This window comes from Streptomyces sp. PsTaAH-124 (assembly GCF_000373685.1).
Lineage (GTDB): Bacteria > Actinomycetota > Actinomycetes > Streptomycetales > Streptomycetaceae > Streptomyces > Streptomyces andamanensis.
On sequence record NZ_KB892157.1, the window covers coordinates 386,869 to 400,408 of the forward strand.

Annotated in this window: 8 protein-coding genes; 4 read left to right on the plus strand and 4 right to left on the minus strand. The window is 72.7% G+C overall.

Going from position 1 to position 13,540, the window contains the following annotated elements; genetic code table 11:
* The first annotated feature begins 11 nt into the window (after positions 1-11).
* The 4 genes from B086_RS0101485 to B086_RS0101500 all read left to right on the plus strand — a co-directional run bounded on the left by B086_RS0101485 (position 12) and on the right by B086_RS0101500 (position 9,183).
* Positions 12-2,180 (plus strand): MMPL family transporter, encoded by a 2,169-nt coding sequence (locus tag B086_RS0101485; protein WP_018564649.1) that lies wholly within the window; start codon positions 12-14, stop codon positions 2,178-2,180.
* Positions 2,181-2,358: 178 nt separating this feature from the next.
* On the plus strand, positions 2,359-4,185 hold the full coding sequence (locus B086_RS38920) for an ABC transporter ATP-binding protein (protein ID WP_018564650.1): 1,827 nt from the start codon (positions 2,359-2,361) through the stop codon (positions 4,183-4,185).
* Positions 4,185-5,924, plus strand: coding sequence for an ABC transporter ATP-binding protein (locus B086_RS0101495; protein ID WP_018564651.1), 1,740 nt, complete (start codon positions 4,185-4,187; stop codon positions 5,922-5,924). The genes B086_RS38920 and B086_RS0101495 overlap by 1 nt, the downstream gene beginning before the upstream one ends.
* 451 nt (positions 5,925-6,375) lie before the next feature.
* A complete protein-coding gene (locus B086_RS0101500; protein WP_158690341.1) occupies positions 6,376-9,183 on the plus strand; it encodes a helix-turn-helix transcriptional regulator in 2,808 nt (935 codons plus the stop codon).
* A 124-nt stretch (positions 9,184-9,307) separates the two neighbouring features.
* On the opposite strand, the gene B086_RS0101505 is transcribed toward B086_RS0101500, so the two are convergent.
* The 4 genes from B086_RS0101505 to B086_RS0101520 all read right to left on the minus strand — a co-directional run bounded on the left by B086_RS0101505 (position 9,308) and on the right by B086_RS0101520 (position 13,318).
* Positions 9,308-10,483, minus strand: coding sequence for a thioester reductase domain-containing protein (locus B086_RS0101505; RefSeq protein ID WP_078530934.1), 1,176 nt, complete (start codon positions 10,481-10,483; stop codon positions 9,308-9,310).
* A 36-nt stretch (positions 10,484-10,519) separates the two neighbouring features.
* A complete protein-coding gene (locus tag B086_RS0101510) occupies positions 10,520-11,761 on the minus strand; it encodes an aspartate aminotransferase family protein (RefSeq protein ID WP_018564654.1) in 1,242 nt (413 codons plus the stop codon).
* A 15-nt stretch (positions 11,762-11,776) separates the two neighbouring features.
* A complete protein-coding gene (locus B086_RS0101515) occupies positions 11,777-12,196 on the minus strand; it encodes a type II toxin-antitoxin system RatA family toxin (RefSeq protein WP_063746739.1) in 420 nt (139 codons plus the stop codon).
* Positions 12,197-12,316: 120 nt separating this feature from the next.
* The gene (locus B086_RS0101520) at positions 12,317-13,318 is read right to left on the minus strand and encodes an AfsR/SARP family transcriptional regulator (protein WP_018564656.1); all 1,002 of its coding nucleotides are present in this window, start codon (positions 13,316-13,318) and stop codon (positions 12,317-12,319) included.
* Positions 13,319-13,540 lie beyond the last annotated feature (222 nt).

Here is a 13,540-nt window from a genome sequence, read left to right on the forward strand (position 1 = left end):
TAGGGAGAACCATGTTCGAGGCGCTGGGGCGATTCCTCTTCCGCAGGCGCAAACCGCTCCTTGTCCTGACGTTGCTGTTCGCCGTCCTGTCCGGTGCCTACGGCGTCGGCGTCTTCGGCGACATGAAACCCGGCGGGTTCGAGGACCCCGGATCCGACAGCCGCAAGGCGGCCCAGATCGCCGAGCGGGCGTTCCCGCAGCGGGCGCCGGACGCCCTGGTGGTCTACCGCGACAAGACCCGCACGGTCGACGACCCCGCCTTCCGGAAGTCGGTCACCGAGACGGTGCAGGCCCTGCCGAAGTCCTCGGTCAGCGGCTTCTCCACCTTCTGGATGACCAAGATGCCGGCGCAGGTCAGCCACGACCGGCACGCCACCTATGTGGCGATCAACCTCCAGGGCGCCGACGACAACGCCAAGGAGGTCTCGTACAAGGCGATCAAGGACAAGCTCGCGGCGCCGGGCCTGGAGACCCTGCGCGGCGGTCCGGTCCCCACGGGGCACCAGGCCAGTGACGAGATCGGCAAGGACCTCGGCCTGGCGGAGGGCCTGTCCTTCCCCATCCTCTTCATCCTGCTGGTGATCGTCTTCGGCGGTCTGGCCGCGGCCAGCCTCCCGCTGTTCGTCGGCGGTCTGTCCATCCTGGGCTCGATGGCGGTGCTGCGGGTCATCGCGCAGCTCACCGACGTGTCGGTGTTCGCGATGAGCCTGGTGACGATCCTCGGTCTCGCGGTCGCCATCGACTACGGGCTGCTGATCGTGAGCCGCTACCGCGAGGAGCTGGAGCGCGGCCACACCGGCGAGCAGGCACTGTCCCGCACGGTCGCCACGGCCGGGCGCACGGTGGTGGTCTCCGGCACCACGGTCGCGGTGGCGCTGGCCGGCATGACGTTCTTCCCGTTCGGCTTCCTGAAGTCCATGGCCTACGGCGGTGTGGCCGCGGTCGTGCTGTCCGTCTTCTTCTCGCTGATCGCCCTGCCCGCGGTGCTGGGCGTGCTGGGCACCCGGGTCAACGCCCTGTCGCTGCGCCGGAACAAGGCGCCGCGCCAGGACGGCCAGGGCGGCTGGTACCGCCTGGCGCAGGGCCTGATGCGGCGTCCGGCGATCGTGGCGGTGGGCACGCTGGCCGTGCTGCTGGCGCTCGCGGTGCCCTTCACCCGGATCGAGTTCGGCGCCAACGACGCCCGCCAGCTGCCCAACAGCGCCGAGGGACGGCAGGTCGGCAACGCCCTGGACCGCGACTTCGACAGCGACGCCACCAAGTCCATCGACTCGCTGCTGGTGCTGAAGGGGGACGCCACCTCCCCCCAGCAGGGTGCCGCGCTCAAGTCCTACACCGACCGGCTGGCCGCCACCAAGGGCGCGACCGGCGCGCAGATCAGCGGCGCCACCGGCACGAACGCGCGCATCTCGGTCACCTTCGACGGGCCCGCGGTCTCCACCCCGGCGCGCGACCTGGTGAACCGGCTCAAGGCGGTGCCGCCGCCGCCCGGCGCCCAGGCGTACTTCGGCGGTGAGACGGCGGTCTTCGACGACACGCTGGACGCGCTCGGCGAGACGCTGCCGTGGATGCTGCTGTACATCGCGGTGGCGACCTATCTGCTGCTGTTCCTGGCGTTCGGCTCGCTGCTGCTGCCGCTCAAGGCCATCGTCATGAACCTGCTGTCGCTGTCGGCCACCTTCGGTGTGCTGGTGTGGGTCTTCCAGGACGGCCATCTGGAGGGCCTGATCCGCTTCGACTCGACCGGCAACATCGAGCCGAACATGCCGATCATGCTGTTCGCGCTGATCTTCGGCCTCTCCATGGACTACGAGGTCTTCCTGGTCTCCCGCATCCGCGAGCAGTACGACCTGCTGGGCGACAGCACCGCCGCCGTGGCGTCCGGGCTCCAGAAGATCGGCCGGCTGATCGCGAACGCGGCGCTGCTGATGTGCGTGCCGCTCGCGGCGATCGCGACCAGCGGGGTGCTCACCATGAAGCTGTTCGGCGTCGGCATGGTGTTCGCGATCCTCGCCGACGTGGCGATCGTGCGCATCCTGCTCGTGCCCGCGGCGATGAAGCTGATGGGCCGGGCCGCCTGGTGGGCCCCCGGGCCGCTGGCCAGGTTCTACAGCAAGTACGGCATCAAGGAGTCCGACGAGGCTCCGGAGGTCAAGCGGCCGGTGCCGGTCGCGGGCTGACGCCCCCTCTCGGCGCCGAAGTGCCTTGGCTCGCAAGGCACTTCGGCGCCACTGTTCATCTCCCGCTCACCTTCGGGCACCCTTGCGCGCTTGACATGAAACGCCGGTGGGCGGGTACAGTCGTCCCGGCGTTAGACAGCGTCTAACAGCCGTCCAATCGAAGCGCTTGGAGGCCCGCATGCCCGCGGGAAAGACCGCACTCGGCGCGATTCTCGGCCCGGTCAGGGGAAAGCTGCGCTGGGCGATCGCCGCCCAGGCCGTCTCGGCCGCCGCCGGCGTGGTGCCGTTCATCGCCGTCGCCGAACTGGGCCGGGTGCTGCTCGGCGACGGGGAGGACCGCACCGACCGCGCCTGGACGGTCACCGCGATCGGCGCGGGAGCGCTGCTGGTCCGGCTGATCGTCGCGCTCGTGGCCGGCGGGATCTCCCATCTCGCCGACAACGACCTTCAGATCCACATCCGGCGCAGGCTCGTCGACCGGCTCGGCCGGGTGCCGCTCGGCTGGTTCTCGTCCCGCAACTCCGGCCAGGTCAAACAGGCCGTGCAGGACGACGTCGACGCGATGCACCATCTGATCGCCCACTCGCTGCTGGACATCACCACGGCCACGGTCGTCCCGGCCGCCTCCCTGGCGTATCTGTTCTGGGTGGACTGGCGGATGACCCTGGTGGTGATCGCGCCGCTGCTCATCGGTCTGACGCTGTACAGCGCCACCATGGCGGGCCTGGCGAAGAACCTGCCCGAGTACGACCGGGCGATGGGCCGCATCAACGGCAGCGCGGTGGAGTTCGTGCAGGGCATCGCCGTGGTGAAGACCTTCGGCCAGGCCCGCCGCGCGCACCGCGAGTTCAGCGAGGCGGCCGACGACTTCTCGGAGTTCTTCCTGAAGTGGGTGCGCTCCACCCAGTACTCCAAGGCGGCGGCCGAGATCGTGCTGTCCCCGATCGCGGTGCTGGTGGCCACCCTGGCGGGCGGTGCCCTCTTCGTGACGCGGGGCTGGCTCGACGCCGTGGACCTGCTGCCGTTCGCCCTGCTCGGCATCGGCCTGACCGCGCCGGTGCTGTCCCTGTTCTACGCCGGGTACGAACTGCGCGTGGCCCGCGGCGCGGCCGACCGGGTCGCGGGCATCCTGGACACCCCCGAACTCCCGGTGCCCGAGGCGCCCGGGAGCCCCGAGGGCGACCGGGTCGTCTACCGGGACGTGCGCTTCTCCTACGACGGCGAGCAGGACGCGCTGTCCGGGATCGATCTGGAGCTGGCGCCGGGCACCGTCACCGCGCTGGTCGGGCCCTCCGGTTCCGGCAAGAGCACCCTGGCGGCCCTGCTGCCCCGGTTCTGGGACGTCACCGGCGGCTCGGTCAGCGTCGGCGGCACCGACATCCGGGACATGGCCCTCGACGACCTGTACGGCCGGGTCGCGTTCGTCTTCCAGGATGTGCGCCTGAGCCAGGACACCATTGCGGCCAACATCCGCATGGGCCGCCCGGACGCCGGAGCGGACGAGGTCCGCGCCGCCGCCCGCGCGGCCTGCGTGGACGACGTCATCGAGGCGTTGCCGCGCGGCTACGACTCGGTGATCGGCGAGGACGCGCGGCTCTCCGGCGGCCAGGCGCAGCGGGTGTCCGTGGCGCGGGCGCTGCTCGCCGACGCCCCGGTGATCGTGCTGGACGAGGCCGCCGCGCACGCCGACCCGCACTCCGAGGCGGCCGTGCAGGACGCGCTGTCGGAGCTGACCCGGGGCCGGATCGTGCTGATGATCGCGCACCGGCTGTCCAGCGTCGTCGACGCCGACCAGATCGTGGTGCTGGACGAGGGCCGGATCGTCGAGCGCGGCCGGCACGCGGAACTGGTCGCGGCCGGCGGCCGCTACGCCCGGATGTGGCAGGCCCATGAACGTACGGCCCGCTGGCGCCCGCACGGACCGGGACCGGTGCCCCGGGACCCGGCCGCGGAGTCGGCGGCGGATGTCACGGCGGACGTCGCCGCGACCGGAGGAGTGAGCTGATGATCCGTCGACTCCTGGAGGTGCTGGGGCCCGAGCACGCGCGCCCGGTGCGCCGGATGCTGGTCGCGCTGGTGACGGGCGCGGTGCTCCAGGGCATCGCCTTCGCCCTGCTGGTGCCCGTGCTGGAGGCGCTGTTCGACTCCGACCCGGACGAGGTCTGGCCGTGGCTGTGGACGCTGGTCGCGGTGGCCGTGCTGTACTGCGCGGTCTACTACTGGAGCCTGCTGGCGGGCTTCGAGGCCGGTGCCGGCCTGGCCAGGAGCCTGCGCCAGCGGATCGGCGACCGGGTGGCCGAACTGCCGCTCGGCTGGTTCGCGCCGGAGCGGGTGGGCCAGCTCGGCCAGCTCACCACGAAGAGCGTGATGGACATCATGGGCGTACCGGCGCATCTGCTGCGGCCCCTGGTGACCAGCTTCGTGACGCCCGCGACCGTGACCGTGCTGATGTACCTGTTCGACTGGCGGCTCGCGCTGGCGGCCACGCTCACCGTGCCGGTCATCGTCCTGGTGTACCGGTGGAGCACCGCGCTGAGCCGGCAGGCCGACCGGGAGCGTACGGCGGCGCGGGCCGTGACCGGCGGCCGGGTGGTGGAGTTCGCGCAGCTCCAGCCGGTGCTGCGGGTGTTCGGCCGGGGCGAGGCCCGTTCGGGGGCCCGGCTCGGCGAGGCGCTGCGCACCCAGCGCGAGGCGTCGCGCCGGGTGCTGGTCACCGGGGTGCCCGGACTGATCGGCTTCAGCCTGGTGATCCAGGCCGCGTTCACCGCGGTCCTGCTGACCGGCACCTATCTGGCGCTGCACGGCGGTCTGGACGCGGCGAAGCTGCTGGCGCTGCTGGTCCTGGCGGTGCGGTTCACCGAGCCGATCGCCGAGACCGCGATCCTCGGTTCGACGCTCGGCACGGCGCGCTCCGCGCTGGCCCAGGTCGCCGACCTGCTGGCGCAGCCCACGCTGCCCGCGCCGGTCTCGCCGCGCGTGCCCGAGGGCAACCGGGTCGAGTTCGAGGACGTCACCTTCGGCTACGACGACGGCAGGCCGGTGCTCTCCGGGGTGTCGCTGACGCTGGCCGAGGGCACGATGACCGCGCTCGTCGGCCCGTCCGGCTCCGGCAAGACCACGGTGAGCAAGCTCGTCCCCCGGTTCTGGGACGTGGACGGCGGCGCGGTCCGGGTGGGCGGCGTGGACGTCCGGGAGATCGACCCGGAGGTGCTGATGTCGCGCGTCTCGGCGGTCTTCCAGGACGTGTACCTCTTCGAGGGCACCATCGCGGACAACATCCGGGTCGGGCGTCCCACGGCGACGGACGCGGAGGTCCGCGAGGCGGCCCGGCTCGCCCGGGTGGAGGAGATCGTGCACCGGCTGCCGGACGGCTGGGACGCCCGGGTCGGTGAGGGCGGCGCGCTGCTGTCCGGCGGGGAGCGGCAGCGGGTGTCGATCGCCCGCGCCATCCTGAAGAACGCGCCGATCGTGCTGCTCGACGAGGCGACCGCCTCGCTCGACCCGGAGAACGAGCAGGCGGTGCAGGACGCGCTGAGCGCGCTGACCGCCGGCCGCACCCTGCTGGTGATCGCCCACCGGCTGCGGACGGTCGCCGCCGCCGACCAGATCCTGTTCCTCGACGAGGGCCGGATCGTGGAACGCGGCACGCACGACGAACTCGTCACGGCGGACGGCCGGTACGCGTCGTTCTGGGCCCGGCGCAGCCGGGCACGCGACTGGAGTCTGGCCGGACAGAATTCTTGACGCAAGGCCGGTGAGGGCCTCCACGGGGTAATCCCGGGGAGGCCCTTCGGCGATCCTGGAGCATGGAATAAAACCAGCCGGTCCGCTTTATTCATAGCAGCGCCGACCCGATGTCAGAATTGCCGGTGAGAGCTGCCGCTTACTCGCGAGTTCACCGAACTGCCCAGGCCCCGACCTGGGCATTTAACTTTTTTACTCAATGTTCCGGGAATACAGATTGACCTACGAGCTGCCGGTCTATACTGGCCAAAGTCCAGCGAACAGCCCGCTTGGAACATCTCGGCCTGACGGGATGCGACCGGTTCATGGGCACCCCCGGAAACCTCTCCGGAGGACCGCCTTCACCTCGAATTGATCAAGCGTTCAAATATTCAGGGAAGAACCAAGGCGGCACGTTCAGGACACGCATGGCAACATGGCCGAAATCATTCGACCGCGGGGGCGTAAAAAGATGTCAACGAGTGATTCCTTCGACTGGCCGATAACTGCGCGAGACACCGAACTGCGCACCCTCCGGAACGCCGTGCAGCGCCGTGGCGGCGCGCTGCTCGTCGGTCCGCTGGGCGTCGGCAAGAGCGTTCTGCTGGCCACCGCGCTGCGCCGGGCGGCCGACGAGGGCCGCACGGTCCTGAGCGTCGGCGGCGCGGGCTGGAGCAGTGGCACCCGGATCCGGGGCTTCGGCACGCTGACCGAGTGCCTGGAGGCCGTACGGCCCGCCGCGGCGGACGGCACGGCCGCCGACCGGCCCCTCGTCGCCGTCGACGACGTGCACCTGCTCGACACCGCCGTCAGCGTCCGGCTGCACCGCCTGGTCGCCGCGGGACGCCTCAGCGTCCTGGCCGCGGCCCGCCAGGACGCGCCCACCCCGACCGGCATCGACAAGCTCTGGGTGGAGCGGCTCGTCGAGCACGTCGAGGTGGCACCCTTCGACCGCACCGCGATGGACACCGTGCTGCGGGCCCGGCTCGGCGGCCACACCGACACCGCCACACTGGAACGGCTGTGGGCGGCCACGCACGGCAACGCGCTGATGCTCCGCGAACTCGTCGAACACGCGCTGGAGGACGGCTCCCTGACGTGTGCGGACGGCACCTGGCGCTGGCCCGGCCTGACCCGCCGGCCCGGCAAACGGCTCTCGGACGTCATCCGCGTCGGCCTGCGCGACCTCAGCCACGAGGAGCACGAACTGGTCCAGATGCTCGCCGTCGCCGAACCGCTGGAGGCGGAGATCGTCGCCGCGGCCGGCCTCTCCCGCGCGGCCGAGGCGCTCGACCTGCGCCGCATCGTCACCGTCGAGCGCAGCCGCTCCCGGGTCCGGCTGCGGCTGGCCGTCCCGCTCAGCCGGGTGGTCATCGCCTCCCGGATGTCCGACCTGACCGCCGCCCGGCTGCGCCGCGAGGTCGCCGACTCCCTGGAGCGCACCGGCGCGCGCCGGGAGGACGACATCCTGCGCATCGTCACCCTGCGCACCGAGGCCGGGCTCGTCCCCGAGCGCGAGCAGTTGCTCGGCGCGGCCCGGATCGCCCTCAGGCGGCGGGAGTTCCCGCTCGCGGAGCGCCTGTGCCTGCTCGCCCTCCAGGAGGAGCCGAGCGACCTGGACACGCCCGCGCTGCACGGCCCGGTCCCGGACTCCGCGCTCTTCGGCGCCGATCTGCGCCGTCTGGTTACGCGCGTAGTGCGGGACCCGGAGCAGGCCGTGCCCCGGGTCCGCGCGGCCCTGCTGCTCGGCCAGGTGCTCGTCGGCAGGGACCGGCCCGCCGAGGCGGAGACGGTGCTGAAGGCGGCGCTGGAGTCCGGCGTGGCGGTCCCGCTCGACGAGTACGTCGGCGCCGTGCACACCCGCGTGACCAACCTGGCCTGGAGCCTGCGGCGGGTCCAGGAGGCCGGGGAGCTGCTGGACCACACGGTCGCCGAGGTCGGCGCGGACCGGGCCGGGCTGCTGCACGGCACCCGGGTGCTGATCGCGGTGATGTCGGACCGGCTCCAGGAGGCGGTCGCCCTCGGCGACACCGCGCTCGACGCGACGGCACCCGAACTGCCCCTGGCCCAGTCGGTGGTGCCGACCGTGGCCTTCGCCCGCAGTGAACTGGGCGACCCGGCGGGCGCGCTGAACCTGCTGAACCGCTACCGCGACGTGTGCGACGAGTGGGACACCGACGCCCAGCTCCTCGCCAACTCCGTCTCGGCGCGCTGCTCCTCCCTGCTGGGCCACCTCAGGAGCGCCGCCGAGGCACTCGACGCGGTGCACCGCTACGACCCGGGGCACGGCCGCCCCGTCCTGCTCCAGGCGCTGCTCGACCGCTGCCGGCTGCTGCGCATGCTGGGGCAGTCCGAGCAGGCCGTCGCGCTGCTGCGCGGGGCGATCGCCTCCGAGGCCGCCCACGAGTACCCGGTGACCAGCGCCTGGCCGCTGGCCCAGCTCGCGGGAGCGCTGGCCGAGTCGGGCAACCACTCGGAGGCGCTGCGCACCCTGGTCGAGGTCCGCGCGCTGCGCGGCGAGGTGCTGGGCTTCCCCATCAGCGAGGACGAGATCGCCTACGAGAGCGCCCTCGTGCTCGCCTACACCGGGGACCACTCCAGCGCCGCCGCCCAGGCCGTGGCCCTGGCCGAGCGGGCGGGCGCGGCCGGACGCACGGTCCGCGCCACCAACGCGCTGCTGCTGGCCGCCCGGGTCACCGAGGGCGCCGCGGTCCGCTTCCCGCACCGGGCGCTGCTGCGGGCGGCCCGGACCGCGGGCGGGCTGACCCGGGTGCTGGCCGACTACGCCGAGGCGCTGGCCGACGGCGACGGCGCCGCGCTCACCGACGTCTGCGACCGCCTGGTGGAGATGGGGGCGCTGCCGCTGGCCGGGGAGGCCGCCGCCCAGGCCGCGCGGGCGTTCCGCGCCTCCGGGCAGCACCGCAAGGGCCGTGAGGCCCAGGCCGCCTGCCGGGAGCTGCTGCCCGGCTCCGGTGTGGCGCTGCCGCCGTGGGTGGAGGCGGACACCCGCCCCGAGCGGGACTCGGCCTCGCTCACGCCCCGGGAGCGGGAGGTCGCCGTACTGGCGGCGACCGGGATGTCCAACCGCGACATCGCGGACCGGCTGGTGGTGTCGGTGCGCACCGTGGAGAACCATCTGCACCGCATCTACCACAAGCTCGGCATCACCGCCCGCAACGACCTCCAGCGCGGCCTGGACAAGCTGATCGGCCGCCCGCGGGAGACCAACCGCATGGCACCGCTGCGGCTGTACGAGGGCGGCTCCGAGCACGTGGCGTAGGCGCGTACGGCAGCGCGTACGACGCGTACGGCAACACGTACGGCAGGCGCACACGGCGGTGCCCCGCGAGGTCGGCTCTCGCGGGGCACCGCCGTGTCACGGGGCGTGCTCGGGGGGCGGTCCGTCACTCCTGCGGAGCCGGCAGCACACCGGCCCGCACGAAGTAGGCGATGTAGCCGCCGAACACCTTCTCGTCGATGTCGGGGCAGACGATCCCGGTGTCCTTGAGCAGGTCGCGGGTCAGCTCGTCGGCGAACTCGGCGACCTCGACCTTCTCCGACTCCACGAGGATGCTCAGCAGCGGCGCCATGGAGTTGGTGAGGTCGGCGGCGACGGCCTTCATCCACTTCAGGATGCTGACCTCCTTGAGGTCGTACCCGGCGCCGCGCAGCAGCCGCAGGATCCGCTCGGAGTCCAGCGTGTCCGGGCTGACCTGGTGGTAGGTGCCACCGGTGCCCTCCGGGTGCCGGGAGGCGGCGACGATCACGGCGGACACGTAGTCGACCGGGACCATGTTCATCGCCAGCCGGAACTTGCGCGGGTACAGGCCCACCTGGAGCGAGCCCTTGATGAAGCGCCACACGAAGTCGTTGGGCTGGCAGGCGCCGGTGACCGAGTCGCCCCAGACCTGGCCGGGCCGGTGGATGGTCACCGGCACGCCCCGGCGGGCCGCCTCGCGCACGAGCTGCTCGGCCACCCACTTGCTCTTGGTGTAGCCCAGCGACAGGTTCTCCGGCGGTCCGGTCGGGTCGAGCTCGCCGCGCGGCTCCCGGTCGGCGCCGGGCTCGAACACGCCGGTGGTCGAGACGTGGTGCAGGGTGGCGCCGGCCGCCTGGGCGAACCGCAGCACGCCGTGGGTCGCCTCCACCGTGGACTTGCGCAGCCACTTGTAGATGGTCAGGAAGTTGACCTTGGCGGCGGAGTGGTAGACGGCGCCGACCCGCCCGGCGACCGCGTCGTACTCGTCGCGCTCCATGCCGAGCAGCGGCCGGGTGATGTCCCCGGTGTGCACCTGGACGCGGTCCGGGTCGATGTCGTCGAGCAGTTCGTAGGTGCGCAGGTTCTCCTCCAGCCGGGCACGGGCGGCCAAGGTGTCGGCACCCCGCACCAGGCAGTGCACGACCAGTCCCTGCCGCAGCAGGTCCCTCAGCAGGAACGCGCCGAGGAACCCGGTCGCGCCGGTGAGGAACACCTCGGACACCGCGCCCGGCTCCGGTGCCCGGTAGCCCGTGATGTCGTCGGCCAGCACGACATCGGCGGCGAACTCCTCGGAGATCTCCATGGGTATCGTCGAACTCATCAGTTATCTGTGGTCCTTCCGGAATCCGTGTCCGGGCTAGGCGTCGCCGGCGGCGGCCGTGGCGTCGAAGAGCAGGCTCATCGCCTCCTTGACGTCGGCGTCGGTGGCGACGATCGGGGGCAGCAGGCGGATGGTGGTGGGACGGCTCAGGCAGGGCGAGACGACCAGGCCCCGCTGGGCGAGACCGGTCAGGACGTCGCCGGCCACTTCGGGCGAGCGGAAGTCGACGCCCCACAGCAGACCCCGGCCGCGCGTCCCGACCACCTTGTCCGGCTGTTCGGCGCGCAGCTCGGCCAGACCGTCCTCCATGGCCTGGGCGATCCGCTCGCCGTCCGCCGCGTGCCGTTCGATCAGGTCGAGGGCGACCGGGACGACCGCCGTGGACAGCGGGTGGCCGCTGAAGGTCGCGGTGTGCACCATCGGGTCGGCCAGCAGCGGGGCGAACAGGCGGTCGTTGCTCACCGCGGCCGAGACCGGCAGGACGCCGCCGCCCAGCGGCTTGCCGAGCAGCACCGCGTCCACGTCGAGGCCGTCGGCCAGCGCCACCGACCGTTCGCCGCACCGGCGCAGACCGACCTGGATCTCGTCGGCGATGACGAACGCGCCGTGCTCGTGGGCGTCCCGGCACCAGGTGCGCAGCACCTCGGTGTCGAGGATCCGCACACCGTTCTCGGCCTGGACCGGTTCGAAGACCACGGCGGCGACGTCGTGCTCGCGCAGCGCGTCCGCGACGGCCTGCGGGTCGTCGCCGCTGACCCGGACCACGCCCTGGAGCAGCGGTTCGAGACCGGCCCGGAAGCGGGAGTTGTCGGTCAGCGCGAGGGCGCCGAGGGTCTTGCCGTGGAAGGCGCCGTCGACCGCGACGACGGTGGTGCGGCCGGTCGCCATCCGGGCGAGCTTGACGGACACCTCGACGGCGTCGGCGCCGCCGCAGCCGAAGTAGACCCGGCCGAGGCCGCCGCCCACGTACGCGGCCAGGCGCTCGGCGGCCAGCGGGGCGACGGGCGTCTGCACCGAGCGGGTGGAGGCGGGCATCAGGTCGAGCTGCGCGCGGACGGCGTCCGCGACCTCGGGGTTGCGGTGGCCGAGCAGGGCGACCGCGTAGGAGCCGAAGTCCAGCATGCTCCGGCCGTCCGAGAGGGTCACCCGGGAGCCCTCGGCCGACGCCTCGACGGCGCCCTGCCCGGTGAACTTCCCGGCCACCGCGAGCGCGGGCGAGAAGTGGCGTCTGACCCGCCGGAAGGTCTCCTTGGCGTCGACGGGGTGCGTCTCAGTCATGGTCTGTCCCCGCCCCTACGCGCTCTGCTCGACGATGTCCCGCTGGTAGCGCTCCAGCGCCTTGGCCACCGCCGGGTGGATCATCTCGGCCACCATGGGCAGGCCGACGTCGAACTCCACCTTGAGTTCGAGGGCGACCGTGCCGCCGTCCTCCACAACCTGCCAGTAGCCCTCGTAGTGGGCGAGGTCGCCGTCGCTCTGGCGGAACTCCCAGCGGCGCCGCTCCGGGTCCAGGACGTCCTCCTGGTCCCACTCCATCTCCGAGCCCTTCAGCTCGACGAGCCAGCTGCTGGTGCGGCGGTCGCCGTCCTCGTCCTTGACGGTGACCTCGTTGACGCCCTCCATGAAGTCGGGGAACGCCTCACAGTCCGTGAGCACCTTCCACACGGCGTCCGCGGTACCGGCGCCGGGGCATGTGCTGTGCACTACATGCATGAACTCATCCTCACTCGATCCCTGAATCCCGTGATTCCTTGCGCCGTTTGCGCATCTCGCATCACGTACGTCTCGTGGCCCGCGGCTCCCGGCGGGCCGGGGCCCGCCGGGAGCGGGCTCTCACGCGGAGTCCCGCCGGCGCGCCGGGACCCGCTCCTCCAGCAGCGCCGTCAGGCGTTGCAGCTCCGAGCGGAGCGCGAGCTGCTGGGAGGTCAGCTCCTCCACCCGTACGCGCAGCCGGTGCAGTTCGTGTCCCTGGGTGCCGGGGCCGTCGACGAGGTCCCCCTCGGCGGGCCACCCGGGCGCGGGCTCCATCGTCGCGACGGCCGTGCCGCTCCCGGCCGCGCCCGGCTCCGCCGGGACCGGCTCCGTGGCGCGCAGGCTGCCCGGTTCGCGCAGCACCCGGACGTTGCCGGTACGCACCGGAGTCCGGTCCTCCGCCTGGTGAGCGGCGCCCCGGCGCACCGCGCGCGCCTCGCCCTGCCGTCCGCAGCGCTGGAGCGCGAGCGCCAGCTGGTCGCGGAAGCGCGCGCGGGCCGGATGGGCGACGACCAGTTCCTCCAGCCGGCGGACGACCTCCTCGTGCCTGCCGATGCGCAGCGAGGCGTCGCACAGGTCCTCCAGGGCGGTCAGCCGCTCCTCCTCCAGGCGGGCGGCGGCCGCCGCGCACAGCGGCCCGTGGGAGCCGCCGTCCAGGGCCGGTCCGCGCCACAGCCCGAGCGCCTTGCGCAGCAGCAGCGCGGCGGCCCGCGGGTCGGCGGCCAGCAGGCGCTTGGCCCGGGTCACCTGGAGCCGGAACTGCACGCTGTCCAGCTCCTCGGGGCGCGCCTGGAGCACATAGCCGGGCCCGCGCACCACCAGGCGGGGGGTGTTCGCCCGGGACGGCTCCGCCTCGATCAGCTGCTGGCGCAGCCGCGAGACATGCGCCTGGAGGGCGTTGCCGGCCTTGTCCGGTGCGTTGTTCCCCCACAGTTCACGGATCAGCTCCTCGGTGGGCACCGGGGTCCCCAGGCGCACCAGCAGAGCCCCGAGCAGCGCCCGCTGCTTGGGACTGGTCAGCTGCACGCTGGCACGCCTGACGTCGTCGTAGATCCCTGGGGGTCCCAGTACCCGGAACTGCATCGAAACCTCCACCAGTCGTCGCGGCCCGGACCACGCCGCACTCCGAGGTGATCACGCGCGCCGCCCCGGGCGCATGAGTACTCAGGTACTCCAAACCGGGGCCGCCGCCGGGCCGGGCACGGGGCCGGGCGGCCCCGGCCGGGACCGTGCCGGGGGCGCGCGGGGCAGCGAGCTGAGTGACGGTTACTCATGCGCGGGCGCACGGGGCCGTGTTCGGCTGGC